Source organism: Halobacillus massiliensis (assembly GCF_900166625.1).
Lineage (GTDB): Bacteria > Bacillota > Bacilli > Bacillales > Halobacillaceae > Halobacillus_A > Halobacillus_A massiliensis.
The window spans coordinates 3,498,776-3,525,698 of the sequence record NZ_LT800499.1 but is presented as its reverse complement, the minus strand read 5'-3'; the positions used below and the strand labels follow the sequence as shown (position 1 = coordinate 3,525,698).

Sequence of the window (26,923 nt, the reverse complement as noted above, 5' to 3'; positions counted from 1 at the left end):
ATACAAAAACCATTCTTTAAAGAGAGGTTTGTATAGGGGGTCCTTTGTGGATACTGTAAGCTTGCTGATTATTAGTTGCTGAAGTAGTTGATTATACCGTTAGTTACGGCTTCAGATACCTGGTTTTGATAAGCATCCGTCTCAACAAGAGCTCCTTCTTCAGGATTAGACAAAAATCCAAGTTCTAACAAAGCAGATGGTTTTTTGTTTTCTCTAAGCACATGGAAGTCGCCATATCTTACTCCATCATTTTGACGGTCAGTCTGTGAAGCAAGCTCGTTTTGAATTTGCTGTGCGAGCAGGGCGTCAGCTTCCTTATAATAGTAGCTGCCTATGCCTTTTACGTCAGAAGAAGTACTTGCATTATAATGAAAGCTTATAAATGCATCAGAATCTGAAGAGTGGCTGACGGCTACTCTGTTTTCTAAAGGTAAGTATACATCACTGTCTCTTGTCATAGTAACCTCTGCCCCTGCTGCCTGTAAGCGGGTGGAAGTGGCATGGGCTGTCTTTAAGTTCACATCTTTCTCGTAGTTTCCGTTTACACCTACCGCTCCGGGATCATATCCTCCGTGACCAGGGTCAAGTGTAATATGTTTTCCCTTTAACGGAGAGGAGGAAGAGGCTGCCACTAAATAATAACCAGCGACCCATCCTGATTTGCCGTTGTAGTCGATTTTTGACCAGCCGTATTTTTCTTCCTCTACTGATACGATGGTACCCTTGGCCAGAGAGCCAATAACAGGGGCGTCAAGATTGGGAGAACTTCTTACGTTTAAAGAGTCGGCATTTACTTTATATTCCCCATCGCTTAGTGCTTGAGCAGAAGCGGGTGAAAAATAGAGAAGGATGCCCAAAGTCAGTAATCCACTGATTATGTACAGGATTAGTTTTTGATTAGATTGGGATGAATGAGAAATAATGATTGCTCCTTTCAAAGGTTAATAGTAGTAGTCCATAAGGGCAGCCTGTAAGCTATCCGTAATTATATTTCATCATATCAATTCCATGTAGGAATACAATATATTCTACTATAATCCAAACAAAATACCATATTATTAGGAAGAAAAAGGGAAAAGACGGAGGAGGACTTCCACAGAAGAGGACTTTTTTCAATTAAAAACTGGGCACGTTCTCCCATTCTTTTATATGAGAGGCTATGAAGAATAGAAAACACCTTATTTCTTGACTGAAAGACAGGGGGTGAATATAGTAAGAGATAACAAGGGGAGTAGCGACCGCAAATAAGCGGCTTTAGAACCGTCAATTCAGTAGAGATCTACTCGGTTCTAAAGGCTATGTTAGAATTAGTACGCGAGACCTTGGTACACAAATTTGTACCAAGGTCTCTTTTTTATGGACATGGTACGAGAGAGGAGATTCAAATGGTTTACATTATATTTATAATTTCTGCGGCTGTCGTCGTATTAGCAGCTGTCCAGCTTAACAAATATGGAGATATCATTAGTAAAAAATCAGCTTTAAGCGGTGCAGCCGTCGGTACATTTTTAATTGCAGGGGCTACATCACTCCCTGAGCTGACAACTAGTATTACAGCCGTTTATATCGATAATCCGGATATTGCAGTTGGAAATATGATTGGAAGTAATGTATTTAACCTGCTGATATTGGCAGTAGTTGATATCATCTATAGGAAGCGTCGTTTATTCCAAAAAGTGAGAGCCAAAGATCATATGGTGTCTGCAATTACGGGTTTAGCCTTTATGGCCATCGCGATTTTCGGTTTATTAAACCCGGCTCCCGTAGAGTTGTTTGGGATTGGTATAGAAATGATTATTGTTGTCATTCTCTACATTGGAATGACTAAGTTCTTTTCCAGCGTTGAAGAACAAGAAGGTGAAGCAGCACCTGCGGTTGAAGAAGAAACTAAAAAAGATTACACGTTAAAACAAGCCGTCATACGCTTTATTTTGCTGGCAGTTTCTGTATTTGCCGCCGGAAGTATACTTTCCATTTCAGGTGATCAAATGGCAAAGATTTCTGGGCTGGACTCGAGCTTTGTAGGAAGTGTATTCATTGCGGCTTCCACTTCACTGCCAGAATTAGTTACTGTGCTGGCAGCATTTAAAATGGCGAATTACGGGATGGCTATTGGGTCTATACTAGGCAGTAATTTATTTAATATGCAGCTTTTGGCCATTACCGATCTGGCTTATCGAGATGGAGCAGTGCTTGCTTCCTCAAGTTCGTCTCATGTTTATATGGCTGGTCTCGGAATATTTATGACCTTAGTGGTCATTTACCTTTTATTCCGACAGAGAATTTCAAACAACTGGAGATACGCACTTCCATCTTTAGTGATAAGTACCGTTTATATTGTAGTTTCTTATCTGGTTTTCTAAGGGAAAGGAAACAGTTTTCCATGAGTGGTTTGAAAAGCTCCGTTACTGTAGTAAGAGAAAAGCGGCTGGGAAATCACTCGCTTTCCGCGGGGAGCCGATGAGCTAGCTCGTTCCACTCGCGGATCTCATCCTGGCTCTATCTCTCTGCAGGAGTCTCGTCATTTCCCAGCCTCTTTTAACATCGGGAGTATAAACGGAACACTATACTTTCAGTAACCTCTCTTAAGGAAATGGTCTTTTCTTACTCAGTGTTCCGTTACTCCTAATAAACGTAAAGGGCCGGGGGAAACGACGAGACTCCTATGGGAGGATAGAACATGGTGAGATCCCGGAGGGCTAAAAGCCCGAGGAAGCTCACCGTTCGCCCATGGAAAGCGAGTTGTTTCCCCGGACCCGGTTCTCCAAATTCAGGCAAACGGAACAAAATTCCCTTTAATCTAAGAAGCCTTTATGGGAGTACAGACCAAGGGTGAGGTCCTGGAAGTCTAAAAGCCCGAGGAAGCTCATCATTCTCCCATGGAAAGCGAGTCGTTTCCCCAGGCCCGGTTCTCGTTATTCAGGCAAACGGAACAGGATTATTATTGAGAACCAAAGAAGCCTTTATCGGAGCACAGAACAAGGGTGAGATTCCGGAAGCTTTAGCTTGAGGAAACTAACCGTTCGTCCATGGAAAGCTAGTCTTTCCCCCGGTCCGGTGCTCTTTCATTAAACGGAACAGAGCATTACAGGATCTCCAGAGAAGCATAGTATCTTCATGAAAGCTCACCGTTCACTAACTGATAAACCTGATTCCTAAAGTTAAGGAAAAACTCTCCAGCGTTGGAGAGTTTTTTTAGTTGCATCTTCTGCGATTGTTCGCATATAATAAGAACAAACGTTCGTATAAAGGAGGATGTGAAATGGAAGCTCTCTTGAAACGTTCAGCCGATTCAAAAGAAAGGCTGGAAATGATCTATTTATCTCATGACTCCACACTGTCCCAAAGAACAGTAAGAGTTCTAAACGTGTATGAAGCCAGAGTGGTTGCTTATTGTTTTTTAAGAAAAGAAGTAAGAACTTTTTCTAAAGACCGCATTCTCTCCGTTTTTCCAACAAAAAACCATCAGAAACGCTTGCTCTCTTCTTAGAAAAATAATTATCCCCTCTCATTCACAAAAGAACCTTGCAGATCGGACCATCCGCAAGGTTCTTATCTTTATTGTTGTTCTGTAATTTCCCCGCAGGCAATTCGAGCTCCTGCTTCGCCGGAAGGCTGGGAAGTATTATCGTCCGCTTGAGCGTGAATGACTAATGCTGTTCCATCTTCATCGAGAATAGAATTTTCTGCACCTTTCTCCAATGTTACATTTTCAGCAGTGATTTCTTCCTTTACAGTTCCATCTTCACCGACCTCCAGGTTTGGTAAGTCTCCTGCATGTGGTCCATCCTCAGAATCTGTTCCATGACTTACATCTGTAGGGTTAAAGTGGTCTCCGGCTGATTTAAACTCTGGAGCTTCACAAAGACCTGATTCGTGAATATGAAAACCGTGCTCTCCTTCTGGGAGATCACTGGCTTCTAAATTTATTAATACTCCGTCGTCTTGGTCAATAAGCTCGGCTGTCCCAACCTCATCTTCATCTCCGTTCATCATCGTTACGTTTACCATATTCGTTGTTCCTTCATTGTTTTGCTCTGTGTTCTCTTGATTAGCCTGTTGTTCAGCAGTATCTTCACCTGTACGCGGAGTATCTGATTGAGTATCGTCTCCGCCGCAAGCAGCTAGTATTCCTGAAAGAAGAAATAGTAAGCTTAGTACGAACCATTTTTTCATTTCCATTCTCCTTTTATTTAAGTAGTACTAGCCCTTTTTACGATTTTAAGTAGTTATAAACCAATAAAAGTAAAATTCAACCTTTATTCCTATAATTGGCAGGTTTATCTATTTTTTATTGAATAAAAAAAACCTGCCGAGAGGCAGGTTTTTGTACAGTTATTATTTTCCGATGAACATTTGAGTCCAGTAGTTACCATTTTCAGCGTGTCCTACACCGATATGAGTAAAGTTAGGGTTCATAATGTTTTCACGGTGACCTTGACTATTCATCCAGCCTTGAACAACTTGCTCAGGAGAAGTTTGTCCTTTTGCAATGTTTTCGCCAGCTGTGCTGTAATTAATGCCGTAAGCTTTCATCATATCAAATGGAGATCCGTGAGTCGGACTATTGTGAGAAAAGTAGTTGTTTTGCTGCATATCTAGTGATTTGTCTTTTGCTACTTTGCTAAGTTCTGTATCCAGTTCAAGAGGAGCAAGTCCTTGCTTTTGACGCTCTTGGTTAGTAAGCTCTACGACTTCTTTTTCAAATGCGGAAACTTCAGATGCTTGAGTGTCATCAGCAGTTTGCTGCTTTTGTGCTTGCTGTTCAGCAGGCTGTTGTTGAGTTTCAGGCTGTGCTTGTGCTTTAGGTTGTTCAGCAGGCTGTTCTTTAGCTTTAGGCTGCTCCTGAGCTTTAGGTTGTTCTTGAACTTTAGGCTCTGCTTTAGTTGGCTGAACTTGAATGTTTTCCAAACCACACTCTTTTAGAAGAGATTGGATATCCACATTTTGAAGTTTGTTACTTTTCAGGGCATCTTCATTTTGATTAACCCAATTTAAGATGCTTTCTATATTAACGTTAGCTTGCTTCTGTACTTGTTGTTCTCCTGTAGAAGCAAATGATGTTGCAGGTGATGCCAATAATGATAGAGCAAGCGCTCCGGAAATGATAAGTGACTTTCTTTTCATAAGTGAATTCCTCCTGTGAAAATTTTTGGTCTTTTTTCGACAATTCCATACTACCATCTGATTTTTGTAATATTATAGGAGGGATTTGGAAAAAGAGAAAAATAGGATAATAGCGTGAAGAAAGTACTAGGATAATAGGTTCTGACACCGTCTATGTATTGGTACAACTGAGGTTACCTGATTTTTCATATTGAGTAACTGGAATTATAACTTGGAAGATTCTTGGTTATACTAATAAAAATTAGTATTTTTTCATACTTGACAAGGTTGTAGACTGATAGTTTTTATTACGAATGTTACTGTCGTATTACAATGTTTGCTGTATTATAATAGAGATCCGTCTTAATCTGACCGATATTTCAGAGTGGAGGAATAGCTCTGGAACAGTGCTGCATTGTGGCATATTTGCTCAACCACAATTTTTGTCGTAATACTTTGGATATAGTATAGTTTAAATAGATGGAATTTTTCTGAAAATAGTGTTATAGAAACGGGGGATTTTACGAATGTCAAAGCAGACGTTTATATACCAGCCCAAGATTTCCGAGGTATTGAAGAACATCAAGAAAGTGATGATTGGTAAAGATGAAGAAGCCCTCTTAAGCATCGTTGCGCTGCTGGCTAAAGGGCATGTTTTGCTGGAAGATGTACCGGGAGTCGGAAAGACGATGCTTGTCCGAACCCTCGCTAAATCGCTGGATTGTGAATTTAAACGTATTCAGTTCACCCCCGATTTACTGCCGTCTGATGTCACAGGCGTCTCTATATATAATCCTAATACGCTGACTTTCGAATTTCGCCCTGGTCCAATACTCGGAAATATTGTGCTTGCTGATGAAATAAACAGGACCTCGCCGAAAACCCAGTCTGCTTTACTTGAAGGAATGGAAGAAACGAGTATTACAGTAGAAGGAGAAGCCCTGCCATTAAAGTCTCCGTTTTTTGTAATGGCGACTCAAAATCCAATTGAATATGAGGGGACATACCCGCTTCCTGAAGCACAGCTGGATCGTTTCCTGCTAAAACTGCGAATGGGGTACCCGACGCCGCAGGAAGAAATGCAGATGCTGACCCGTACTTCAGGAAGCCATCCAATTGAGGAGGTAGGGGCTGTACTGAGCCGGGATGAGCTTGTGGATCTTCAGAAGCAGGCTTCTGAAGTATATGTTGATCAGACGGTCAATCAATATATAGTAAGTCTTGTGACAGGAAGCCGTAATCATCCGGGGGTTTATCTTGGAGCCAGCCCGCGCGGAGCGATTGCTTTAATGAAAGCTGCCAAGTCTTATGCGTTCATTCGTGATCGTGATTATGTCCTGCCTGATGATGTGAAATATTTAGCTCCATATGTTTTGTCTCATCGATTGATACTTACTTCAGAAGCAAGATTTGAAGGGACAACTCCAGAGTCAGTTATTTTTGAGCTTCTGGCTGATACCTCTATTCCTGTGCAGAGGAATGTACGTGAATGAAAAAAAACTTTCATAATGCAGCAAGAATGATCGTTGTTTTCTTAGTTTTTGCCGTACTCTTTTCCTACGCCATGTTTCAGGGAGGGTTTGTCAGCTGGTTTTTATTTGCCGGCTTTGTTCCATTTCTTCTATATATAACAGCTCTTACGTTTTATCGTATCGACCGTTGGGAAGTAAAAAGAGCTTTTTCTAAAAAGACAGTAACCGCAGGGGAGACAATTACTGTAGATATTTCTATTATTCGAAAATCCCCCTTTCCCTTGTATTACTGTGTAGTGGAAGAGCATTTCCCGTCATCGCTAATGAAAAGGGATAAACGGATAGAAAAATATAAAGAAATGAATGATCAGTCACATGTAAATGAAAAAAGAATCGTAAAAATGATTTCCTTTCCATGGATGAAGCGCAAACTCTCCTACTATTATGAGATTGATCAGATCCCGCGGGGGATGCATCAAATCCATTCACTTAAGGTGAAAACGGGTGATTTCTTTGGTTTTATAAAAAAAGAACATATTTTCGATTTGAGAGATCAATTAATGGTCTTTCCTTATAAGCGGCCGGTTAGGATTTCTGAAAAAGCCTACAGCTTTGAGCAGGGCGCAAGTCCGTCTTTTAGGCTGAATGACAGAAGCACAAGTGTGGTTTCTGGTGTCAGGGAGTATGTGCCGGGAGATCGGGTTTCGTGGATAGACTGGAAAAATACAGCGAAGAGTCGTCAGATGATGACAAAAGAGTTTGAACAGGAGAAAAGTGTTGAAATGCTGCTGTTGTTAAACGCGGCTCATGACAAAAAAGCACATTCCTTAAGTTTTGAAGGTGCTGTGGAGTTTAGTGCTTCCTTTATTGAAGAGCTTAGTAAGCGGTCGTCCCCTGTTGCATTAATGACACTTGGGGAAAAGAAACATTATTGCTCTGGTCAAAAGACACCGATGCAGAAGGGGAATATTGATAAACTTCTTGCTGAAATCCAGCCGTCAGGCATGAATGCGTTTGCTCAACAGCTTGAAAAGGAGCGGGTTGTTTTGCCGATGGGAATGGTCGTTTTTATTGTCAGCCATCAGCTGGATGCCCGTATTGCCGATGTACTAACCCAGCTGGCTTTAAAAGTTAGACAGGTGAAGTTTTTCTATGTAAGACCTTTACATCAGCTTGACTTCCAGGATCATAAACTTATAAAAAAATTAACAAATTCTAGAGTCAGTGTGCAGGTGTTAACGGAAGAGCAGCTTAGCCAGAAAGAATTTGAGGTGAGTACATAATGAGTCTCACCAGATCCCAGCAGACCTTATACCACAGTCTCATATATATATGCGGTTTTATACTGTTCTTAGAGTGGCTTCGTCCACTTGATGAAATTGCCGAATTTAAGAATGTAAGTATCTTTTTAATTTATGCCGGCTACTGTTTCTTTATTTCATTTCTGCAAGTTTCATGGATGCTATCCTTGCCGTTAAAACTTACTGGATTAATCTTTATTATCGATGGCACCTTCTTGGAAGAACGTATTTTCAGCAGGGAATGGTTCTCTGCTGTTTACGACCAGATTCTTTATAATATTCATATTATGCAGCTGCAGGAATGGTGGCAGATGACGCCGATGTTCAGAACGCTGTTGTTCCTCGTGCTTTTATGGCTTATGAGCTACCTGTTATATTACTGGTTTATTATTGCCAAGCGTATGCTGCTATTTGTAGTAATGACGATCATCTATGTAACGATTATTGATACTTTTACAATTTACGATGGTCAATGGGCGATCGTACGTACTTTCATCGTAGCTATGATCGCATTAGGGATTACTCATTTTTTCAAAGAGATGGAAAAAGAGTCTCTTTCTCTGCAGCATCAGCACTACAGGTGGATAGCTCCGCTGATTACATTCGTACTCTTGGCATCTGTGCTTGGATTCGCTGCCCCTAAACTTGAACCTCAGTGGCCGGATCCTGTCCCTTATTTGACGAGTGGTAATCCAGGAGCAGGGCCAGGAAATGGAGGCTTTGGCAGTACTGTTCAAAAGGTAGGATACGGGGAGAATGACTCACAGCTCGGAGGAGGATTTATTCAGGATGATACCCTCGTTTTCCGTGCTTTCAGCCAGGATGATCAGTACTGGCGTATAGAATCGAAAGATACCTATACAGGCAAAGGATGGGAGGATACTCTTGAGGGTGATACAGACATGATAGCTCCAGAGGACCTTCAGTTTGAGACGTTCACAGATAATGTAGAAACAGAAGAGAGTGTATCATACTTATCTTTTACGAATGATGCGAATTTTAATAAGCTTGTGTACGCGTATGGAGCGAAATCTTTAGATCGATTTCCGCAGGACGTGGCATTAAATCTCCACACTTACACAGGAGAAATGGACACGTTAATGGCTGGAAACCCAGTTCAAGTTCAAAGCTATCTTCTTAACTATGACACTCCCTCTTTTGAATATAATCAGCTTCGTGAGGCTGAGGAAAGCGATCCGCGAGAAATTGCCGAGCTTTACACACAGCTGCCGGAAAGCCTTCCGCAGCGAGTTATCGATTTAGGTGAAGAGATTATTGAAGGACAGGATAATCGTTATGACAAGGCAAAAGCTGTGGAAGCCTATTTTTCTTCTAATGGCTTTGAATACGAAACAGAGGATGTCGCTGTACCGCAAGAAGAGGAAGATTATGTAGATCAATTCTTGTTTGAGACACAAGTCGGTTATTGTGATAACTTTTCGACATCAATGGTTGTTCTCCTTCGCTCTCAAGGCATTCCTGCCCGCTGGGTAAAAGGATTTGCGAGCGGTGAACGTCTGGAAGAAAGTGCTGCTATTGAAGGGGAAGACTTAAGCGTCTATGAAGTAACAAGCGGAAATGCTCATTCCTGGGTGGAAGTATTTTTCCCTGATGTAGGATGGGTGCCGTTCGAACCTACTCAAGGTTTCTCCAACAATACCGACTTTTTCCTTGAAGTAGAGGATACAGAAGGAAGCAGTCAGGAAGACGAACAGAACTCGAATACTCCTGAGTCTGAAGAAAGCGACACACCTAATCCTAACCAGGAGGATCTGCAGAGAGACGATGAAACGGCACAGGGAGGAGCATCCGGCTCAGACAATGGTTCCCCTGGTTTGACGGCTTTCCTAAGTTCTCTCGCCGTGATATCTGCGGTGGCCGCAGTGGTTTATTTTACCAGATTCAAGTGGCTGGCCTGGTTCTATGGCAAAAGATTTAGAAATACTCCGGATGGGGATACATTCGAGCGGGCTTATCTGCTTCTGCTAAAAGCCCTCGAGAGCCGTGGCTTAAAACGCCGTAACGGTCAGACGCTCAGGGATTTTGCAGCCCTTGTTGACCTACGCTACCAGTCTGGTGAAATGAGACAGCTTACCCATTATTATGAGCGGACACTTTATAGAAATAAAATGGATCCAGAATCAACCGGAAAGGTCACAGAATTATGGGAAAATTTAATTAAAAAGACATTGTCTTGATTCAAGGCCTGACCATTGGTAGAATGGTAAAAATCAAACGAACTTCCTTCATATATCCTCGGTAATATGGACCGAAAGTCTCTACCGGAGCACCGTAAATGCTCTGACTATGAAGGCAGAATTTTCTGTATGTAAGAAGACTTCTGCCTTCACGTATCAACGTAGGCAGAAGTCTATTTTTTATAGGGTTACATTAATTAAAGGAGCTGAAGTGCATATGGAACAAGTTCAGGGAATGATCCTTGTCCTAGACTTTGGAAGTCAATACAACCAGCTGATCACCCGCCGTATCCGAGAATTCGGGGTGTACAGTGAACTACATTCTCATAAGATTACAGCTGAGGAAATAAAAGAATTAAACCCGAGCGGTATTGTATTATCCGGCGGTCCAAACAGTGTGTATGGTGAACACAGCTTCCGCTGTGATGAAGACCTGTTTGAGCTTGGCATACCTGTACTTGGCATCTGTTATGGAATGCAGCTGATGACGCACCACTTTAACGGCAAAGTAGAAAGAGCTCATCAGAGAGAGTACGGAAAAGCTGATATTTCTGTGAAAAATGATCCTGCCCTTTTCAAAAAAACTCCGAAAGAACAAACGGTGTGGATGAGTCATAGTGATAAAGTCATCGAAGCACCTGCTGGATTTATGGTAGATGCAACCAGCCCATCATGCCCGGTCGCTGCGATCAGTAACGATGAGAAACGTATGTATGGAGTACAGTTCCACCCAGAAGTCCGTCACTCTGAATATGGTAATGATCTTCTGAGAAGCTTTGTCTTCGATGTATGCGAAGCAGAAGATGACTGGACGATGGAACATGTCGTTGAGATGGAAGTTGAAAAAATCCGTCAAGAGGTTGGCGATCGAAAAGTGTTATGCGCACTAAGCGGTGGAGTGGACTCTTCTGTAGTAGCAGCACTCATTCATAAGGCAATCGGGGATCAACTGACGTGTATCTTCGTTGATCATGGGCTGCTTCGGAAAAATGAAGCAGATGATGTAATGCGTACACTTGGTGATGGTTTTAACATGAACATCATTAAAGTAGATGCGAAAGAGCGTTTCTTAAGCAAACTGGAAGGGGTTTCTGACCCTGAACAAAAGAGGAAAATTATTGGAAATGAATTTATTTATGTTTTTGATGATGAAGCAGGTAAGCTGAAGGATATCGATTTTCTTGCGCAAGGTACACTATACACTGACATTATCGAAAGTGGCACAGATACAGCGCAAACGATCAAATCACACCATAACGTGGGCGGTCTACCGGAAGATATGCAATTCCAACTGATCGAACCATTGAATACGCTGTTTAAAGATGAAGTACGCGCACTTGGTCTTGAATTAGGAGTACCTGAACATATTGTATGGAGGCAGCCTTTCCCTGGTCCAGGGCTTGCTATTCGAATTCTTGGGGCTGTTTCAGAGGACAAGCTTGAGATCGTTCGGGAGTCTGACGCTATTTTGAGAGAAGAAATTCGCAATGCAGGATTGGAACGCGATATTTGGCAATACTTCACCGTCCTTCCTAATATTAAGTCAGTCGGTGTCATGGGAGATGAGCGGACGTATGACCATACGATTGGCATTCGCGCGGTAACTTCTATCGATGGAATGACCTCTGACTGGGCCCGTATTCCGTGGGAAGTTCTTGAGCGGATATCCAACCGAATTGTAAATGAAGTAAACGACGTAAATCGTATCGTATATGACGTAACAAGCAAGCCTCCTTCCACCATTGAATGGGAATAGGACGAATATTCATTGCGGATTTAAGTGTTAATGTTCGGTTTCTGTTGACGACAATTGTCGACAGCTGTATGATGGATAAAGAACTAAATTAAATAAATCCTGTCGTATAATTTTGGGGATATGGCCCATGAGTTTCTACCGGACTGCCGTAAATGGTCCGACTACGTCAGAAAATAACTGCACATCTATTCCGTGCTGTTCATTTCCTGATTGTTTAGAACACTCTTGGCCATATGCTGAGGGTGTTTTTTATATTCTCAGCAAGTTCCATCAAGTTGAATGACAGACTGGCTGATAATAAGGGGAGGAACAAAAGTAATGAAGAAATTCTTTAACTTCGAAGAATACGGCACAAATTATCGTACAGAGTTTCTCGCGGGAATGACGACTTTCCTGGCGATGGCTTATATATTATTTGTAAACCCGTCCACTCTAGCTTTGACAGGGATTGAAGAACTGCCTGAGGGAGTAACTAGAATCGATCAGGGGGCTGTTTTTACAGCAACAGCAATTGCGGCTGCAATTGGAACGCTCGTCATGGGAGTTCTTGCTAAGTATCCAATAGCTTTGGCACCGGGAATGGGGCTTAATGCCTTTTTTGCTTACACCGTTGTGCTTGGCTATGGCATTCCGTGGGAAACGGCATTAGCAGGCGTTCTCGCTTCTGGTCTTATTTTTATGGCACTGACCTTAACTGGGCTTCGTCAAAAAATTATTAATGCTATTCCAGCCAATCTTAAGCTTGCAGTTGGGGCAGGAATTGGTTTGTTTATTGCTTTTATCGGTTTTCAGAACAGTGGAATTGTGCAAGGGAATCCAGATACTCTCGTTGCTTTAGGTGATCTCACCTCGCCGACGACCATGCTCGCAATATTTGGAATTATAGTTTCTGTTATGTTTATGGCTTTAGGTATTAAAGGCGGGATCTTTTATGGAATGATCTTAACCGCCATAGCCGGAATGGTTACGGGGTTAATTGCGCCGCCGACTGGTATGAGTGGTATAGTTAGTCAGCCGCCGAGCCTGTCTCCTACGTTTGGTGCAGCTCTTGCCCACTTTGGGGATATATTTACAATTGAAATGCTTGTTGTAATTTTAACGTTTTTATTCGTAGATTTTTTTGATACCGCAGGAACGCTTGTAGCTGTGGCAACACAAGCGGGTTATATGAAAGACAATAAGCTGCCACGTGCGGGCCGTGCATTGTTTGCAGATTCTACAGCGACGGTTGCCGGTGCGATTGCCGGTACCTCAACTACGACATCCTATATTGAATCAACAGCGGGAGTAGGTGCAGGAGGCCGTACAGGATTCACGTCGGTTGTAACGGCAGGATTCTTTCTGCTTGCCTTGTTCTTTTCACCGTTGCTCAGTGTGGTAACGGCTGAAGTTACGGCCCCTGCCCTTATTATTGTCGGTGTGTTAATGGCATCAACTTTGAAAAGTATCGACTGGGACCAATTTGAAATAGCCGTTCCCGCTTTTTTCACCATTGCAGCTATGCCGCTTACGTACAGTATTGCTACGGGAATCGCAATTGGTTTTATCTTTTATCCAATCACCCTTTTATTGAAGGGGAGAGGAAAAGAGATTCATCCTCTTATGTACTTCCTTTTCGTCATATTCATTCTTTACTTTATTTTCTTGGCATAGAGGAGAAAATGGACAGGAAAAGGTTGTCCCGTTTACAGTAAAAGAGAAAAGCGGCCTGGGAATGACTCGCTTTTAAGCGGGAAGCCGGTGAGCTAGCTCGTTACACTCGCGGATCTCACCATGGCTCTATCTCCCATCAGGAGTCTCGCCATTTCCCAGCCGCTTACCTATTTAATAGTTGAAACGGAACACTAAAATTCAGTGTAAAAGATCTTTAAGCTCGCTTTCGTCAAAATTCCGTTACTCTTAATACCATACAGGGCCGGGGGAAACGGCGAGACTCCTATGGGATACACAGAACAGGCTGAAAGCCAGAGGAAGCTCACTGTTCGCCCATGGAAAGCGAGCTGATTCAACCGGCCCGCTTCTCTGTTTAAGGTAAACGAAACCATTTTTATTAGTTTTGAAATGGAACCATCCGCTTATAGAAAGCGAACTATTTCCTACTCATCCTCCAGGTGGCGGATTTTGATTGCCTTTGGATTTGTAGATTCCGAAATAAGCCGATGAAGCTGAATAATTAACAGGCCGTGCTTGTAGGTAGCATCAATTTTATCGCTTCGAACTGAGAATGGGAGATCAATCGAACGCTCAAAGGCTCCTGTAGAAATCTCCGATTTGATCTGGTGGCCTCCCCGGTGGTTAATGTCAATCGTTCCTTTGATGGTAAGGGTAGAGTGGTTAACGAGCACATCAACATTTTTAGGATGATCCATGCCGGGAATATTGACCATACAAAGCAGCTCATTGTCATATTGGTAAATATTCATTTGGGGGACGGTAGGAGCCATCAAACCTTCAAAATCCCCCCAGAAATCCTGGCCGAAAAAACGATCTAAATTTTGTTTCCAATCATCAAATGGATTCATAATAAAAACTCCTTTCGTTCGACAATCTTTTTCGAAGAATTTTATTGTGCTATCAAGATGGATTGTTATATAGTGTATGCAGATTGTTCATTTTGGGTGAATGCCCTGGTGGCAGCTTGCGATGATCGGTCGAGTATACTGAGGTTTTTCACACAGCAGTGAAAGACTTAGGAGGAATAAAATTGCTGCAGAATCCATGGATGATGGTATCCATCATATTAGTTGTCAACATCGTGTATGTCTCGTTTTTTACGCTTCGGATGATTTTCACTTTAAAGGGACAGCGTTACTTTGCGGCGTTTATCAGCATATTCGAAATTCTCATATATATTATCGGGCTAGGGCTCGTTCTCGACAATTTGAATCGAATTGAGAATGTAATTGCTTATGCCGTCGGTTATGGTTTAGGGGTTATCGTTGGAATGAAAATAGAAGAGAAGCTCGCTCTTGGCTACACAACAGTCAATGTGATTTCATCCAACCCGGATATAGAATTCACTCGTAAGCTTCGCGATGCTGGTTATGGAGTGACCAGCTGGTATTCATATGGTATGGAAGGGGACCGGCTGACAATGCAGATCCTCACCCCTCGTAAATATGAACTCACTCTTTATGAGACGATTAAAACTATAGATCCTAAAGCATTTATCATTGCCTATGAGCCAAAACAGATTCATGGAGGCTTCTGGGTGAAGCAGGTGAAGAAGGGGAGAATCCGCGATGCCCAAAAAGAACAGCAAGAAGCGCTATGAAGTGGGTGAAAAGGAAACCATTGATCAGTGTCTCGACCGCATAAAGAAGGATGGGTATATACCGATTCGCCGGGCCGAAGAGCCAATTTTTAAAGAATATGTAAAAAATGGTGAAAAAAGAATAGAACCTGTGGGAAGAAGTATTGTTTTTCAAGCGGTTAAGCAATAAACCCGAACAATGATTAAATAGATTTATTTAACGTTCGTTATTTGGATTGACGCAAGCACCAGTTACTGCTATGATGTAAACAGAATTGGATATTGGACCTCATATAAGTCGGGGATAGGGCCCGAACGTTTCTACCTGGATACCGTAAATGTCCGGACTATGAGGGGAGACCAAGCAGTTGAATCATATAAACTGGCTCTACGTCTGCCTGTTTTTCTCCTCTCATACGAGGGGGAAAAGCAGGCTTTTTTAATGAAAGAATGACCTAAAACGTTGAAAAAGAGGGATAACATGGCTCAAGTTGGTGTGATTATGGGAAGTATCTCAGATTGGTCTACTATGGAAGAAACATGCAAGGTATTGGATGAGCTGAGCATCGGTTTCGAAAAGGAAATTATCTCAGCACATCGTACACCGGATAATATGTTCCGTTATGCAGAGGAAGCAAGGGGAAGAGGCTTGAAAGTCATTATTGCAGGAGCCGGTGGAGCGGCCCATCTCCCTGGTATGGTCGCATCAAAAACAACTCTTCCTGTGATCGGGGTCCCTGTGCAGTCCAAAGCCTTAAACGGCGTGGATTCTCTCTATTCAATCGTACAAATGCCAGGCGGTGTTCCAGTAGCCACTGTGGCGATCGGTTCAGCTGGAGCGAAGAATGCAGGGTTGTTAGCCGCTGAAATGATCGGTGCATTTGATAAACAGGTCGAACAGCGTCTGGAAAAATATCGGGATGAAATGAAAGAGAAAGTAGAAGTAATGCGAGGTGAACTTCGTGAAAAATAATGTAGTAATCCCTGGAGATACTATTGGAATTTTAGGAGGCGGACAGCTGGGACGAATGATGGCTGTTGCTGCTAAGCATATGGGCTATCGAATTGCAGTATTAGATCCTACAGAGGATTGTCCGTGTGCCCAGGTCGCTGACATTCACATTAAAGCAGAATATGACGATATAGATGCAGCTCTAAAGCTTGCGGAAGAAAGCAGTGTTGTAACTTACGAATTTGAAAACGTCGACTTAAAAGTGGCAAAACTTTTGCAGGAAGCGGGCAAGCTTCCACAGGGCGCTTTATCTCTTGAAGTCACTCAGAACAGAGAGAAAGAAAAGCAGACAGCTGTTGAAGCCGGACTCCCTGTTGCACAATTTGCAATCATCGAATCACAGAATCAACTGAAAGAAGCCGTAGAAAATATCGGTTTTCCATCAGTTATCAAAACGATCAGCGGCGGCTATGATGGCAAGGGTCAGCTGAAGCTGGAGAGTAAAAAGGACTTAATCGAGGCTGGAAGCTTTTTGAAAGAAGGCGGAAAGTACATTGTGGAACAATGGCTGGCGTTCGATCTTGAAATCTCTCAAGTATTTACAAGAAGTCTTGATGGGAAGATTACTTACTTCCCCATCGGCGAAAACGTGCATCGCCATCAGATTTTACACGAGACAAGGGTACCGGCTCAAGTTTCAAAAGAAGTGGAAGAGAAGGTCCAGCATGCGGTTGCCGTCCTTTCAGAAAAAATGAACATTGCCGGGACGTTTGCAGTAGAAATGTTCGTAAAAGACGGAGAAATTTACATCAATGAAATGGCACCGCGCCCGCATAATACCGGGCATTACACGATTGAAGCCTGCAATGTTTCCCAATTTGAACAGCATATCCGCGCGATTTGCGGCCTGCCTCTGCTGCCTATCCACAGCTTTCCGGCAGCCGTCATGATCAACGTATTGGGCAAGCACAGGGACATCCTGCTGCCAAAACTAGCAGAATATCAAGATATGCATCTTCATGATTATGGCAAGAAGGACTCACGGACGAATCGTAAGATGGGGCATATTACATTTATCGGAGAATCCCTGGAAGAGATTGATAACCTTATAGCAAAAAACAAAGTTCATATGTGGTAATTGACGAGGAGGAGAACAATGATAGAACGTTATACAAGACCCGAAATGGGTGCGATTTGGACAGAAGAAAACCGTTATCAGGCATGGCTGGAGGTAGAAATTCTAGCATGTGAAGCATGGAGTGAACTTGGTGTCATTCCGAAAGAAGACGTGGATAAGCTCCGCGAGAAAGCTTCCTTTAACATCGAGCGTATTCATGAAATTGAAGCAGAGACCCGCCACGATGTGGTAGCTTTCACAAGAGCTGTTTCAGAAACCGTAGGTGAAGAGCGGAAGTGGGTACACTACGGCCTTACTTCTACTGATGTTGTAGACACAGCGCTGTCTTACCAGCTGAAGCAGGCGAATGCTATCATCCGCAAAGATTTAGTGAATTTTATTGATATATTAGCCGATAAAGCATTGGAACATAAACACACCGTAATGATGGGACGGACACATGGTGTCCATGCAGAGCCGACAACGTTTGGGTTGAAGCTGGCTCTTTACTATGAAGAAATGAAGCGTAACCTTGAACGTCTGGATTTAGCTATCAAACATATTGAATTCGGAAAGCTTTCAGGAGCTGTAGGCACTTATGCCAACATAGATCCATTTGTTGAACAGTATGTGTGTGAAAAGCTTGGCTTACAAGCAGCACCTGTTTCTACTCAAACTCTTCAGCGTGACCGTCATGCTCACTATTTATCTATAATAGCTCTGATTGCCACATCTATTGAAAAAATCGCCGTAGAAATCCGCGGCCTGCAGAAGACAGAAACTCGAGAAGTCGAAGAATTTTTCGCTAAAGGGCAGAAGGGCTCCTCCGCTATGCCTCATAAACGAAATCCAATCGGCTCTGAGAATATGACAGGAATGGCACGTGTTATCCGCGGTCATATGCTGACTGCTTATGAAAATGTGCCGCTTTGGCATGAGCGCGATATTTCTCACTCCTCAGCAGAGCGTATTATTCTGCCGGATGCCACTATTGCACTGAACTATATGCTGAACCGTTTCGGTAACATTGTGAAGAACTTAACCGTATTTCCAGAGCGGATGCAGGAAAACATGGAGAAAACATATGGCCTTATCTTCTCTCAGCGTGTTCTGCTTACTCTTATTGATGAAGGCTTTGTCCGTGAAGAAGCGTATGACCTCGTTCAGCCAAAAGCAATGGAATCATGGGAAAAAGGAATTCCGTTCAGAGAACTAATTGAAGCCGATGAAAAAATCACTTCAGTTCTTTCAACAGATCAGCTGGATGCCTGCTTCGATTATAAGCACCATTTAAAACAGGTTGACCGTACATTTGACCGTATCGGACTTTAAGAATCTACCATTCCAAATCGCGAGGTGTTCTATTTATGAAGGGTTCTCTTTTATATGAAGGTAAAGCGAAAAAAGTATACTACGTTGAAAACGAACCAGAGCAGCTGGTTTTATCCTATAAAAACGATGCCACGGCTTTTAATGGTAAGAAAAAAGATCAATTCGAGGGCAAAGGCCGGCTGAATAATTTAATTACATCAAAAGTCTTTGAGTACTTAAAACAGCAGGGTCTTAGTTCCCACTTTATTAAATCTTTAAACGATACGGAACAGCTCGTTTCCAAAACAACCATTATTCCATTGGAAGTGGTTGTTCGAAATGTAGCAGCCGGAAGCATTACAAGACGGCTTGGCATTAAGGAAAAGGAAATATTCAGCCCTCCCCTCGTTGAGTTTTACTACAAAGAAGATGAACTGGATGATCCTATTATCAATGATCAGCATGCCCTTTATTTAACCGATGTAAAGGAAGAGGAAATACAGTTTATAAAAGAAACAGCTCTTAAAATAAATGAACACCTTAAAGATTTATTTAAGCAGTCCGGTTTAAAATTAGTAGACTTTAAGCTTGAATTTGGCCGCTTAGCAGATGGGACGATTGTTCTCGCTGATGAAATCTCTCCGGATACCTGCCGGCTGTGGGATGAAAACACGGGTGAGAAGATGGATAAAGATGTTTTTCGTGAAAACTTAGGAGACTTAATCTCTGTATATGAAAACATATTACAACGACTGGAGGAGAACACATGCGCAAAGTAAAGATCTATATCACATTAAAAGAAGGCGTGCTTGATCCACAAGGAAAGGCTGTTCAAAATTCACTACACTCCCTGGAGTATAAAAACGTGGCAGATGTTCGCGTTGGTAAATACATGGAAGTCATGGTAGAGGACACAAAGGATATTGAAGAACAGGTTGATAAAATGTGTGATCAGCTGTTAGCCAATCCAGTCATCGAAGATTATTCCTATACGATCGAGGAGGTCGTCTAAGTGAAGTTTGCTGTTGTCGTTTTCCCAGGATCCAACTGTGACAGAGATATGTACTACGCAGTTACTGAAGCACTAGGTGAAGAAGCAGATCTTATCTGGTATCAGGAAGCCGATCTTTCCTCTTATGATGCAATCCTTCTTCCGGGCGGTTTCTCTTATGGAGATTATCTGCGCTCCGGGGCTATTGCATCAACATCAGACGTTATAGAACAGATCCGAGAAGCAGCTGCTGCAGGAAAGCCGATTCTTGGTGTGTGCAACGGGTTCCAGGTGCTTTTAGAGATGGGACTGCTGCCAGGAGCTATGCTTCCTAATAAGCATTTGAAGTTCATGTGCCACTATGAAACATTAATCGTTGAAAACTCAGCCACAATGTTTACACACCAATATGAAGAACAGGAAGAAATTGAAATTCCGATTGCGCATGGTGATGGAAACTATTATTGCGATGAAGACACCTATCAGACTCTATTAAACAATAACCAGATTGCTTTTCGATATAAAAACAACCCGAACGGTTCAGTGGCTGATATCGCAGGCATTACCAACGAAAACGGCAATGTCCTTGGCATGATGCCTCACCCTGAACGCGCTGTTGATTCACTAGTAGGAACGACAGACGGCCTTCGTTTGTTCCAGTCGATTCTTACTCATTGGAGGGATAAGTATGCCATCAAAGCTTGAAGTCAGCCCGCAGCAAATTAAAGACCAGCAGTTATATAAAGAAATGGGTCTTACAGATGAAGAATTCCAGTCGGTTGAAGATATTCTCGGACGCCTGCCGAACTATACAGAAACCGGTTTGTTCTCTGTCATGTGGTCAGAGCACTGCAGCTATAAAAATTCCAAGCCTCTCCTTAGAAAATTCCCTACGGAAGGCCCTCATGTTCTGCAGGGGCCGGGTGAAGGAGCAGGAATTATTGATATTGGTGATGAGCAGGCGGTCGTTTTTAAAGTGGAAAGCCACAACCACCCTTCAGCTGTGGAGCCCTACCAAGGCGCAGCCACTGGTGTGGGAGGAATTCTACGGGATGTATTTTCGATGGGAGCACGTCCTGTTGCCCTTTTAAACTCCTTACGCTTTGGTTCATTGAAACATCCACGTGTGAAGTATCTTTTTGAAGAAGTCGTTCGGGGCATTGCCGGCTATGGTAACTGTGTTGGTGTGCCAACCGTTGGTGGAGAAGTTCAATTTGATGATGCGTATAACGGTAACCCGCTCGTTAATGCCATGTGTGTCGGCTTAATTGATCATAAAGATATTCAAAAAGGAATTGCGGCTGGAATTGGAAACACTGTCATGTATGTGGGTGCTAAGACAGGACGGGACGGCATACACGGAGCTACTTTTGCCTCTGAGGAGCTTTCAGAAGAGTCAGAAGAGAAACGCCCTTCTGTGCAGGTCGGCGACCCATTTATGGAGAAGCTGCTCATCGAAGCGTGCTTAGAGGTCATTCACCATGATGCTCTCATCGGGATTCAAGATATGGGAGCCGCCGGTCTAACGTCTTCCGCCAGTGAAATGGCAAGTAAGGCAGGTACAGGCATGCTGATGAACTTGGATTTAGTACCACAGCGTGAGCTTAACATGACGCCATATGAAATGATGCTTTCAGAGTCACAGGAGCGAATGCTCCTTGTTGTTGAAAAAGGACGCGAGGAAGAAATTGCTGAAGTTTTTCGTAAGTACGACCTTGAAGCAGTCTCTGTCGGGGAAGTAACAGATGATCAGCGTTTCCGGCTTAGCCACCTTGGAGAGATCGTCGCTGATGTTCCTGTAGATTCCTTAGCAGAAGATGCACCTGTTTACCACCAGCCATCCGCAGTACCGTCTTATTATGAAGAATACCAATCGATGGAAAACTACGTCCCTGAGGTTAGCAGCTACGGGGAAACGTTAAAACGACTGCTTCAGCAGCCTACGATTGCAAGCAAAGAGTGGGTCTATGATCAATATGACTCTATGGTACAGACAAATACAGCGGTAACGCCGGGATCAGACGCAGCTGTAGTACGTGTGCGTGGTACGAAAAAAGCATTGGCGATGACAACAGATTGTAACTCCCGTTATATCTATCTTGACCCGAAAACAGGCGGGAAAATTGCTGTAGCAGAAGCTGCACGCAACATTGTATGCTCTGGAGCACGTCCGCTTGGAATTACGGATGGATTGAACTTTGGTTCGCCGGAGAAACCGGAAATCTTCTGGCAGATGGAAAAGAGTGTAGAAGGAATGAGTCAAGCCTGCAGTGATCTTGGTACTCCTGTAATCAGCGGAAACGTTTCTCTTTATAACGAATCATTTGGCGGACAGGCGATTTACCCGACACCGATTGTTGGCATGGTCGGACTAGTTGAAGATACGAATCATATCACCCAATCTCATATGAAAAATGCAGGCGATCTTATTTATGTGATCGGTGAAACAAGGGAAGAGTTTGGAGGAAGTGAGCTGCAAGGGATGTTAGAGGGCCGTCACTTTGGTAAGGCTCCGGCCATCGATCTTGAAGTGGAAGGGATCAGACAGAATCAGCTGCTGGCTGCTATCCAAAAAGGAATCATTGAATCCGCACATGATTTATCAGAAGGCGGTCTGGCTGTCGCATTAGCAGAGAGTCTTTTTAATAAAGAGTTTGGCTGTGAAGTCAATGTAACCGAAGATGTAACGACGGCATTATTTGCAGAAACACAGTCCCGCTTTTTAGTTTCCGTTAACCCTGAAAATCAATCAGCTTTTGAGAAACAGATGGAAGATACTACCCTAATCGGAAAAGTTACCGAAGATGGGATGTATCGCATTCAATCAGAAGGTAAAACCGTCGTGGAAGAGCAGACATCAATATTAAAGCAGCTTTGGAAAGGAGCTATTCCATGCTTGGTGAAATCAAAGGATTAAATGAAGAATGCGGAATTTTTGGTGTGTTCGGCCATCCGGATGCCGCTCAGCTGACGTATTATGGCCTGCATGCCCTGCAGCATCGCGGTCAGGAAGGGGCGGGAATCGTTACAAGTGACGGTTCTCACATGAAAGCTTCCAAAGGACATGGCTTAATTTCAGAGGTCTTCCCTCAGGAGCGGCTCAATGAATTGAGTGGGGACATTTCTATTGGCCACGTTCGTTATGCCACAGCTGGGGATGGAAGCTTTGAGAATATCCAGCCGCTTATGTTTCGTTCTCAGACAGGTGGACTCGCGGTTGCCCATAACGGTAATCTTGTCAACGCTCAAGCCTTAAAAGGACAGCTTGAAGCCCAAGGCTCGATCTTACAGACAACTTCTGATACGGAGGTCGTCGCTCACCTTATTAAACGAGCAGGACACCTGCCAGTTGAAGATGCCATTACTCAGGCGTTATCTATGATAAAAGGCGCGTATGCCTTCTTAATTATGACGGATGAAAAGATTTATGTGGCGAACGATCCGCGTGGTTTACGTCCGATTAGTATCGGATATTTAGGAGATGCCTGGGTCGTATCCTCTGAAACTTGTGCTTTTGACGTCATTGGAGCAACTTACGAACGTGAAGTAATGCCTGGAGAGTTGCTGATAATTGATAAAAATGGTGTAGAAACGAAACGTTTTTCCGCTCCGATTCAGCGTACGCTATGTTCAATGGAATATGTGTATTTTTCCCGTCCGGACAGCAACCTTGACGGCCGTAATGTGCATGCTTCCCGTAAACGTATGGGCAAAAAGCTGGCACAGGAAGCACCTGTAGAGGCAGATGTAGTGACAGGAGTTCCTGATTCAAGCATATCGGCAGCTATCGGTTATGCCGAGGAAGCAGGTATTCCTTATGAACTGGGCTTAATTAAAAACCGCTATGTCGGCCGTACCTTTATTCAGCCATCTCAGGAGCTTCGGGAGCAGGGAGTTAAAATGAAGCTTTCTGCGGTGCGCGGAATCGTAGAAGGAAAGCGCGTCGTTATGGTTGATGATTCGATTGTGCGAGGAACGACAAGTCGGCGGATTGTGAAGCTTTTAAAAGAAGCGGGGGCAGCAGAGGTCCATGTCCGAATTGCCTCACCGCCCATTAAAAACCCTTGTTATTACGGAATAGATACGTCAACAAGCGGAGAGCTGATTGCAGCAAACAACACCGTTGAAGAAATAGAAGAAATTATTGGAGCTGACAGTTTGTCTTATTTAACAGTTGATGGCCTGAATGAAGCCATCTATGAAGGGCAGGAGTCGCTGAATCACGGCGGCTGTGCAGCTTGTTTTACAGGAAATTATCCGACAGAAATTTATCCAAACACTGTCCCGCCTTATGAAAAGGCATAAAGCAGAGGAGGACTCACCTATGAGCCAATCTTATAAGAAGGCCGGAGTCGATGTGGAAGCCGGCTACCAGGCTGTTGACCTGATGAAAAAGCATGTAAAGCGGACGATGAGACCAGAAGTCATCGGCGGCTTAGGGTCTTTTGCCGGCTTATTTGATATCAGTTCGCTGACCTATAACCATCCTGTCCTTGTAACGGGGACGGATGGTGTAGGGACAAAGCTAAAGCTGGCTTTTGAAATGAACAAACATGACACAATCGGGGTCGACGTCGTCGCCATGTGTGTCAATGATATAGCGGCTCAGGGAGCAGATCCTCTTCTTTTTCTCGATTACATCGCGTGCGGGAAAAATGAGCCAGAGAAAATAGAACAGATTGTCAAGGGTATAGCCGATGGCTGTGAACAGTCCAATTGCGCCCTTGTCGGCGGGGAAACAGCGGAAATGCCGGGGATGTATGAACCGGAAGAATATGATTTAGCCGGCTTCGTTGTTGGTATGGCTGACAAAGAACAGCTGATTACAGGAGAATCTGTACAACCTGGAGACGTTTTAATCGGACTTCCATCAAGCGGGGTTCATTCCAACGGTTTTTCATTAGTACGTAAGATTATTGAAGAGCATAACCTTGATTTAACGGAAGTGTATTCACCTTTTAGTCAGCCGTTAGGTGAAGTGCTTTTAACACCGACAAAAATTTATGTCAAAGCACTTAAAGCTTTAAAAGAACAAGTGCAAATTAAAGGACTGGCCCATGTAACAGGCGGAGGTTTTTATGAAAACATTCCCCGCACCCTTCCTGAGGGATTCGGTGTCTCTATTGAGGAAAAAAGCTGGGAAATTCCTGAGGTTTTTAACTTCCTTAAGGAACAGGGAAACCTCTCCGTAGAAGATATGTTTGGAGTATTTAATATGGGGATTGGAATGGTCGCACTTGTGGAAGAACAAGAAGCAGATACAGCTCTTCGTATCTTAAGTGAACAGGGAGAAAAAGCTGTAAAAATTGGTCAAGTCACAGCCGAAGAAGGAATTCAGTGGACATGAGCAATAAAATAGCCGTATTCGCATCAGGAACAGGTTCAAACTTTGATGCCATTATGAACGCTGTAGAATCAGGAGAGCTGGATGCCGAAGTCTGTCTTCTCGTTTCTGATAACATCAAGGCAGGTGTGATTGAAAAAGCGCAGAAAAGAGAAGTAGACACCGTTGTGTATCATCCTAAATCCTTTTCTGATAAAAAGGCCTATGAGTCGGCACTACTCGCAGACTGCCGAGATAAAGGGGTCGAATGGATTATCCTTGCCGGCTATATGCGTCTGATCGGCCCAACCCTGCTTGAAGCCTACCATAACCGTATTATTAATATTCATCCTTCCCTTCTTCCTGCTTTTCCAGGCAAGGACGCGATTGGACAGGCTGTGGCTAAAAAGGTAAAGGTAACGGGAGTTACGGTTCACTTCGTTGATGATGGAATGGATACCGGACCGATTATCGCCCAGGAGGCCATTACGATTACGGAAAGTGACAAAAAGGAAGAGGTTCAAAAGAAAATCCAGGCGGTTGAACATAAGCTATATCCGCGTGTCATTCAATCATTACTCACCAAGGAGGAAGCTAAATGACTACAACTAAACGTGCACTGCTCAGCGTATCAAATAAAGCCGGTCTTACAGACTTTGCAAAGGGCCTTGTGGAATTAGGATATGAACTTATTTCTACAGGAGGAACAAAACGTGCCATTGAAGAAGCAGGCCTTCCTGTACTTTCTATCTCTGAAGTAACAGAATTCCCTGAGATCATGGATGGACGTGTGAAAACTCTGCATCCTTCTGTCCACGGAGGTCTTTTGGCTAAACGGAGCAATAAAGACCATATGCGTCAGCTGGATGAGCTTAATATTGAAACCATTGATCTAGTAGTCGTTAATTTATATCCTTTTAAAGAAACGATTGCTAAACCGGACGTTACAGAAGCCGATGCTATTGAAAATATTGATATCGGCGGTCCTACTATGCTTCGCTCAGCAGCTAAAAGCTTTGAAGACGTAGTGGTGATCGTTGACCCTGAGGATTATGAAGGAGTTCTTAACAGCCTTCAATCTGAAGATTTATCTTTCGAAGCACGCAGAAAACTTGCGGCCAAGGTTTTCCGTCATACAGCCAACTATGATGCAATGATCGCGGGTTATTTTGCAGAACTTGTCGAAGAAGCGTATCCGGAAACCTATACCGTTACATACGAGAAGGTTCAGTCGCTTCGTTATGGAGAAAACCCTCATCAGACAGCTGCTTTTTATAAAAAAGCCAACCATAAAGGAGCTTCGCTTGCCTATGCAGAGCAGCTGAATGGAAAAGAGCTTTCTTATAACAACATTCAGGATGCCAATGCCGCCCTTGATGTCGTACTGGAATTTACTGAGCCGGCAGCCGTTGCGGTTAAGCATATGAATCCATGTGGTGTAGGAATTGGAAAAGATTTATTTGAAGCATATAGCAAGGCTTATGCAGCTGACCCGGTTTCTATTTTTGGAGGCATCGTGGCCCTTAACCGCGAAGTGGATGGCGAGACAGCTGCTAAATTAAAAGAGATTTTCCTTGAAATTGTTATCGCCCCTTCTTTCAGCCAGGAGGCCCTCGATATTTTGACAGCGAAAAAGAACTTACGCTTATTAAAAGTAGAAATGAACAAGCCAGAGACGCAGACTCAAAAGCTTACATCCGTCAGCGGCGGCCTGCTTGTCCAGGATACAGATGAAGGATCACTTGAAGATGTCGAACTAGAAGTTGCAACAGAGCGCCAGCCTGACGAGCAGGAGCTTAAAGACCTGGAGCTTGGCTGGAAGGTCGTAAAACATGTGAAATCTAATGCAATCGTCGTGGCAAAAGCTGATCAGACACTAGGTGTAGGCGCAGGACAGATGAACAGAGTGGGAGCAGCGAAAATTGCCTTTGAACAGGCAGGCGAACAAGCAAAAGGAGCAATTATGGCTTCAGATGCCTTTTTCCCAATGCCTGATACAGTTGAAGCCGCAGCCGAGGCTGGCATTACGGCGATTATTCAGCCAGGCGGATCAAAGCGTGACCAGGATTCAATTGATGCCTGTAATAAACATGGAATTGCTATGGTCTTTACAAAAATGCGTCACTTTAAACATTAAAAGAGG

At 43.4% G+C, this 26,923-nt stretch carries 24 protein-coding genes and 3 riboswitches; of the genes, 20 read left to right on the top strand and 4 right to left on the bottom strand.

Translation table 11 applies throughout. The annotated features are described in order from the left end of the window. Positions 1 to 71 precede the first annotated feature (71 nt). On the bottom strand, positions 72 to 857 hold the full coding sequence (locus B7E06_RS17540; RefSeq protein ID WP_179134081.1) for an N-acetylmuramoyl-L-alanine amidase family protein: 786 nt from the start codon (positions 855 to 857) through the stop codon (positions 72 to 74). A 528-nt stretch (positions 858 to 1,385) separates the two neighbouring features. Between B7E06_RS17540 and B7E06_RS17535 the strand changes: the two genes are divergently transcribed. After that, a complete protein-coding gene (locus tag B7E06_RS17535; RefSeq protein ID WP_082235230.1) occupies positions 1,386 to 2,363 on the top strand; it encodes a sodium:calcium antiporter in 978 nt (325 codons plus the stop codon). Between the two features lie 899 nt (positions 2,364 to 3,262). Continuing rightward, positions 3,263 to 3,490, top strand: a complete 228-nt coding sequence (locus B7E06_RS17530) for a WYL domain-containing protein (protein WP_082235229.1) — start codon at positions 3,263 to 3,265, stop codon at positions 3,488 to 3,490. A 68-nt stretch (positions 3,491 to 3,558) separates the two neighbouring features. On the opposite strand, the gene B7E06_RS17525 is transcribed toward B7E06_RS17530, so the two are convergent. Together B7E06_RS17525 and B7E06_RS17520 are read right to left on the bottom strand one after the other, a co-directional pair. Then, complete coding sequence (locus tag B7E06_RS17525) at positions 3,559 to 4,176, bottom strand: superoxide dismutase family protein (protein WP_082235228.1); 618 nt, start codon at positions 4,174 to 4,176, stop codon at positions 3,559 to 3,561. A 162-nt stretch (positions 4,177 to 4,338) separates the two neighbouring features. After that, positions 4,339 to 5,127 carry a CAP domain-containing protein gene (locus B7E06_RS17520; protein WP_082235227.1) on the bottom strand — a complete coding sequence of 263 codons (789 nt, stop codon included), beginning with the start codon at positions 5,125 to 5,127 and terminating at the stop codon, positions 4,339 to 4,341. Positions 5,128 to 5,633: 506 nt separating this feature from the next. On the opposite strand from B7E06_RS17520, the gene B7E06_RS17515 reads away from it, so the two are divergent. From B7E06_RS17515 to B7E06_RS17495, 5 genes are all read left to right on the top strand, one after another. After that, positions 5,634 to 6,599 (top strand): AAA family ATPase, encoded by a 966-nt coding sequence (locus tag B7E06_RS17515; RefSeq protein WP_082235226.1) that lies wholly within the window; start codon positions 5,634 to 5,636, stop codon positions 6,597 to 6,599. After that, positions 6,596 to 7,861 carry a DUF58 domain-containing protein gene (locus tag B7E06_RS17510; RefSeq protein ID WP_082235225.1) on the top strand — a complete coding sequence of 422 codons (1,266 nt, stop codon included), beginning with the start codon at positions 6,596 to 6,598 and terminating at the stop codon, positions 7,859 to 7,861. The genes B7E06_RS17515 and B7E06_RS17510 overlap by 4 nt, the downstream gene beginning before the upstream one ends. Then, positions 7,861 to 10,077 (top strand): DUF4129 domain-containing transglutaminase family protein, encoded by a 2,217-nt coding sequence (locus B7E06_RS17505; RefSeq protein ID WP_082235224.1) that lies wholly within the window; start codon positions 7,861 to 7,863, stop codon positions 10,075 to 10,077. The genes B7E06_RS17510 and B7E06_RS17505 overlap by 1 nt, the downstream gene beginning before the upstream one ends. 28 nt (positions 10,078 to 10,105) lie before the next feature. After that, positions 10,106 to 10,207, top strand: a riboswitch (purine riboswitch). Between the two features lie 87 nt (positions 10,208 to 10,294). Further along, positions 10,295 to 11,833 (top strand): glutamine-hydrolyzing GMP synthase, encoded by a 1,539-nt coding sequence (guaA, locus tag B7E06_RS17500; RefSeq protein WP_082235223.1) that lies wholly within the window; start codon positions 10,295 to 10,297, stop codon positions 11,831 to 11,833. An 82-nt stretch (positions 11,834 to 11,915) separates the two neighbouring features. Then, positions 11,916 to 12,017, top strand: a riboswitch (purine riboswitch). A gap of 134 nt (positions 12,018 to 12,151) precedes the next feature. Then, entirely contained in the window at positions 12,152 to 13,486 is a 1,335-nt protein-coding gene (locus B7E06_RS17495; protein WP_082235222.1) for an NCS2 family permease, read from the top strand. A gap of 443 nt (positions 13,487 to 13,929) precedes the next feature. Here B7E06_RS17495 and B7E06_RS17490 read toward each other — a convergent pair whose 3' ends face one another. Further along, positions 13,930 to 14,355, bottom strand: a complete 426-nt coding sequence (locus tag B7E06_RS17490; RefSeq protein ID WP_082235221.1) for an Hsp20/alpha crystallin family protein — start codon at positions 14,353 to 14,355, stop codon at positions 13,930 to 13,932. 200 nt (positions 14,356 to 14,555) lie between these two features. Here B7E06_RS17490 and B7E06_RS17485 point away from each other — a divergent pair, with 200 nt between their 5' ends. The 13 genes from B7E06_RS17485 (at position 14,556) to purH (ending at position 26,917) form a co-directional block, all read left to right on the top strand. Next, positions 14,556 to 15,107, top strand: coding sequence for a DUF2179 domain-containing protein (locus B7E06_RS17485; RefSeq protein ID WP_425432230.1), 552 nt, complete (start codon positions 14,556 to 14,558; stop codon positions 15,105 to 15,107). After that, entirely contained in the window at positions 15,076 to 15,276 is a 201-nt protein-coding gene (locus B7E06_RS17480; protein ID WP_082235219.1) for an NETI motif-containing protein, read from the top strand. Before B7E06_RS17485 ends, B7E06_RS17480 begins: the two co-directional genes overlap by 32 nt. Before the next feature lie 79 nt (positions 15,277 to 15,355). Then, positions 15,356 to 15,456, top strand: a riboswitch (purine riboswitch). Between the two features lie 111 nt (positions 15,457 to 15,567). Next, positions 15,568 to 16,059, top strand: coding sequence for a 5-(carboxyamino)imidazole ribonucleotide mutase (gene purE / locus B7E06_RS17475; protein ID WP_082235218.1), 492 nt, complete (start codon positions 15,568 to 15,570; stop codon positions 16,057 to 16,059). Then, entirely contained in the window at positions 16,049 to 17,176 is a 1,128-nt protein-coding gene (gene purK, locus B7E06_RS17470) for a 5-(carboxyamino)imidazole ribonucleotide synthase (protein WP_082235217.1), read from the top strand. Before purE ends, purK begins: the two co-directional genes overlap by 11 nt. 18 nt (positions 17,177 to 17,194) lie before the next feature. Next, positions 17,195 to 18,487, top strand: a complete 1,293-nt coding sequence (purB, locus tag B7E06_RS17465) for an adenylosuccinate lyase (protein WP_082235216.1) — start codon at positions 17,195 to 17,197, stop codon at positions 18,485 to 18,487. A 35-nt stretch (positions 18,488 to 18,522) separates the two neighbouring features. Next, a complete protein-coding gene (purC, locus tag B7E06_RS17460) occupies positions 18,523 to 19,245 on the top strand; it encodes a phosphoribosylaminoimidazolesuccinocarboxamide synthase (protein WP_082235215.1) in 723 nt (240 codons plus the stop codon). After that, entirely contained in the window at positions 19,233 to 19,478 is a 246-nt protein-coding gene (gene purS, locus B7E06_RS17455; RefSeq protein ID WP_082235214.1) for a phosphoribosylformylglycinamidine synthase subunit PurS, read from the top strand. The genes purC and purS overlap by 13 nt, the downstream gene beginning before the upstream one ends. Beyond that, complete coding sequence (gene purQ, locus B7E06_RS17450; RefSeq protein WP_082235213.1) at positions 19,479 to 20,162, top strand: phosphoribosylformylglycinamidine synthase subunit PurQ; 684 nt, start codon at positions 19,479 to 19,481, stop codon at positions 20,160 to 20,162. After that, the gene (gene purL, locus B7E06_RS17445) at positions 20,146 to 22,374 is read left to right on the top strand and encodes a phosphoribosylformylglycinamidine synthase subunit PurL (protein WP_082235212.1); all 2,229 of its coding nucleotides are present in this window, start codon (positions 20,146 to 20,148) and stop codon (positions 22,372 to 22,374) included. The genes purQ and purL overlap by 17 nt, the downstream gene beginning before the upstream one ends. Further along, complete coding sequence (purF, locus tag B7E06_RS17440) at positions 22,350 to 23,762, top strand: amidophosphoribosyltransferase (RefSeq protein WP_082235211.1); 1,413 nt, start codon at positions 22,350 to 22,352, stop codon at positions 23,760 to 23,762. The genes purL and purF overlap by 25 nt, the downstream gene beginning before the upstream one ends. A gap of 19 nt (positions 23,763 to 23,781) precedes the next feature. Continuing rightward, on the top strand, positions 23,782 to 24,804 hold the full coding sequence (purM, locus tag B7E06_RS17435; RefSeq protein WP_082235210.1) for a phosphoribosylformylglycinamidine cyclo-ligase: 1,023 nt from the start codon (positions 23,782 to 23,784) through the stop codon (positions 24,802 to 24,804). Continuing rightward, positions 24,801 to 25,382, top strand: a complete 582-nt coding sequence (gene purN, locus B7E06_RS17430; protein ID WP_082235209.1) for a phosphoribosylglycinamide formyltransferase — start codon at positions 24,801 to 24,803, stop codon at positions 25,380 to 25,382. Before purM ends, purN begins: the two co-directional genes overlap by 4 nt. Further along, positions 25,379 to 26,917: a bifunctional phosphoribosylaminoimidazolecarboxamide formyltransferase/IMP cyclohydrolase gene (gene purH, locus B7E06_RS17425; RefSeq protein ID WP_082235208.1), complete on the top strand. Its 1,539-nt coding sequence runs from the start codon at positions 25,379 to 25,381 to the stop codon at positions 26,915 to 26,917. Before purN ends, purH begins: the two co-directional genes overlap by 4 nt. Positions 26,918 to 26,923: the final 6 nt, after the last annotated feature.

Bases quoted from the DNA above. Each gene is read 5' to 3' on its own strand.
- B7E06_RS17535 (WP_082235230.1), top strand. From the start codon at position 1,386: ATGGTTTACATTATATTTATAATTTCTGCGGCTGTCGTCGTATTAGCA.
- B7E06_RS17530 (WP_082235229.1), top strand. From the start codon at position 3,263: ATGGAAGCTCTCTTGAAACGTTCAGCCGATTCAAAAGAAAGGCTGGAA.
- B7E06_RS17525 (WP_082235228.1), bottom strand. From the start codon at position 4,176: ATGAAAAAATGGTTCGTACTAAGCTTACTATTTCTTCTTTCAGGAATA.
- B7E06_RS17520 (WP_082235227.1), bottom strand. From the start codon at position 5,127: ATGAAAAGAAAGTCACTTATCATTTCCGGAGCGCTTGCTCTATCATTA.
- B7E06_RS17515 (WP_082235226.1), top strand. From the start codon at position 5,634: ATGTCAAAGCAGACGTTTATATACCAGCCCAAGATTTCCGAGGTATTG.
- B7E06_RS17510 (WP_082235225.1), top strand. From the start codon at position 6,596: ATGAAAAAAAACTTTCATAATGCAGCAAGAATGATCGTTGTTTTCTTA.
- B7E06_RS17505 (WP_082235224.1), top strand. From the start codon at position 7,861: ATGAGTCTCACCAGATCCCAGCAGACCTTATACCACAGTCTCATATAT.
- guaA (WP_082235223.1), top strand. From the start codon at position 10,295: ATGGAACAAGTTCAGGGAATGATCCTTGTCCTAGACTTTGGAAGTCAA.
- B7E06_RS17495 (WP_082235222.1), top strand. From the start codon at position 12,152: ATGAAGAAATTCTTTAACTTCGAAGAATACGGCACAAATTATCGTACA.
- B7E06_RS17490 (WP_082235221.1), bottom strand. From the start codon at position 14,355: ATGAATCCATTTGATGATTGGAAACAAAATTTAGATCGTTTTTTCGGC.
- B7E06_RS17485 (WP_425432230.1), top strand. From the start codon at position 14,556: ATGATGGTATCCATCATATTAGTTGTCAACATCGTGTATGTCTCGTTT.
- B7E06_RS17480 (WP_082235219.1), top strand. From the start codon at position 15,076: ATGCCCAAAAAGAACAGCAAGAAGCGCTATGAAGTGGGTGAAAAGGAA.
- purE (WP_082235218.1), top strand. From the start codon at position 15,568: ATGGCTCAAGTTGGTGTGATTATGGGAAGTATCTCAGATTGGTCTACT.
- purB (WP_082235216.1), top strand. From the start codon at position 17,195: ATGATAGAACGTTATACAAGACCCGAAATGGGTGCGATTTGGACAGAA.
- purC (WP_082235215.1), top strand. From the start codon at position 18,523: ATGAAGGGTTCTCTTTTATATGAAGGTAAAGCGAAAAAAGTATACTAC.
- purS (WP_082235214.1), top strand. From the start codon at position 19,233: ATGCGCAAAGTAAAGATCTATATCACATTAAAAGAAGGCGTGCTTGAT.
- purL (WP_082235212.1), top strand. From the start codon at position 20,146: ATGCCATCAAAGCTTGAAGTCAGCCCGCAGCAAATTAAAGACCAGCAG.
- purF (WP_082235211.1), top strand. From the start codon at position 22,350: ATGCTTGGTGAAATCAAAGGATTAAATGAAGAATGCGGAATTTTTGGT.
- purM (WP_082235210.1), top strand. From the start codon at position 23,782: ATGAGCCAATCTTATAAGAAGGCCGGAGTCGATGTGGAAGCCGGCTAC.
- purN (WP_082235209.1), top strand. From the start codon at position 24,801: ATGAGCAATAAAATAGCCGTATTCGCATCAGGAACAGGTTCAAACTTT.
- purH (WP_082235208.1), top strand. From the start codon at position 25,379: ATGACTACAACTAAACGTGCACTGCTCAGCGTATCAAATAAAGCCGGT.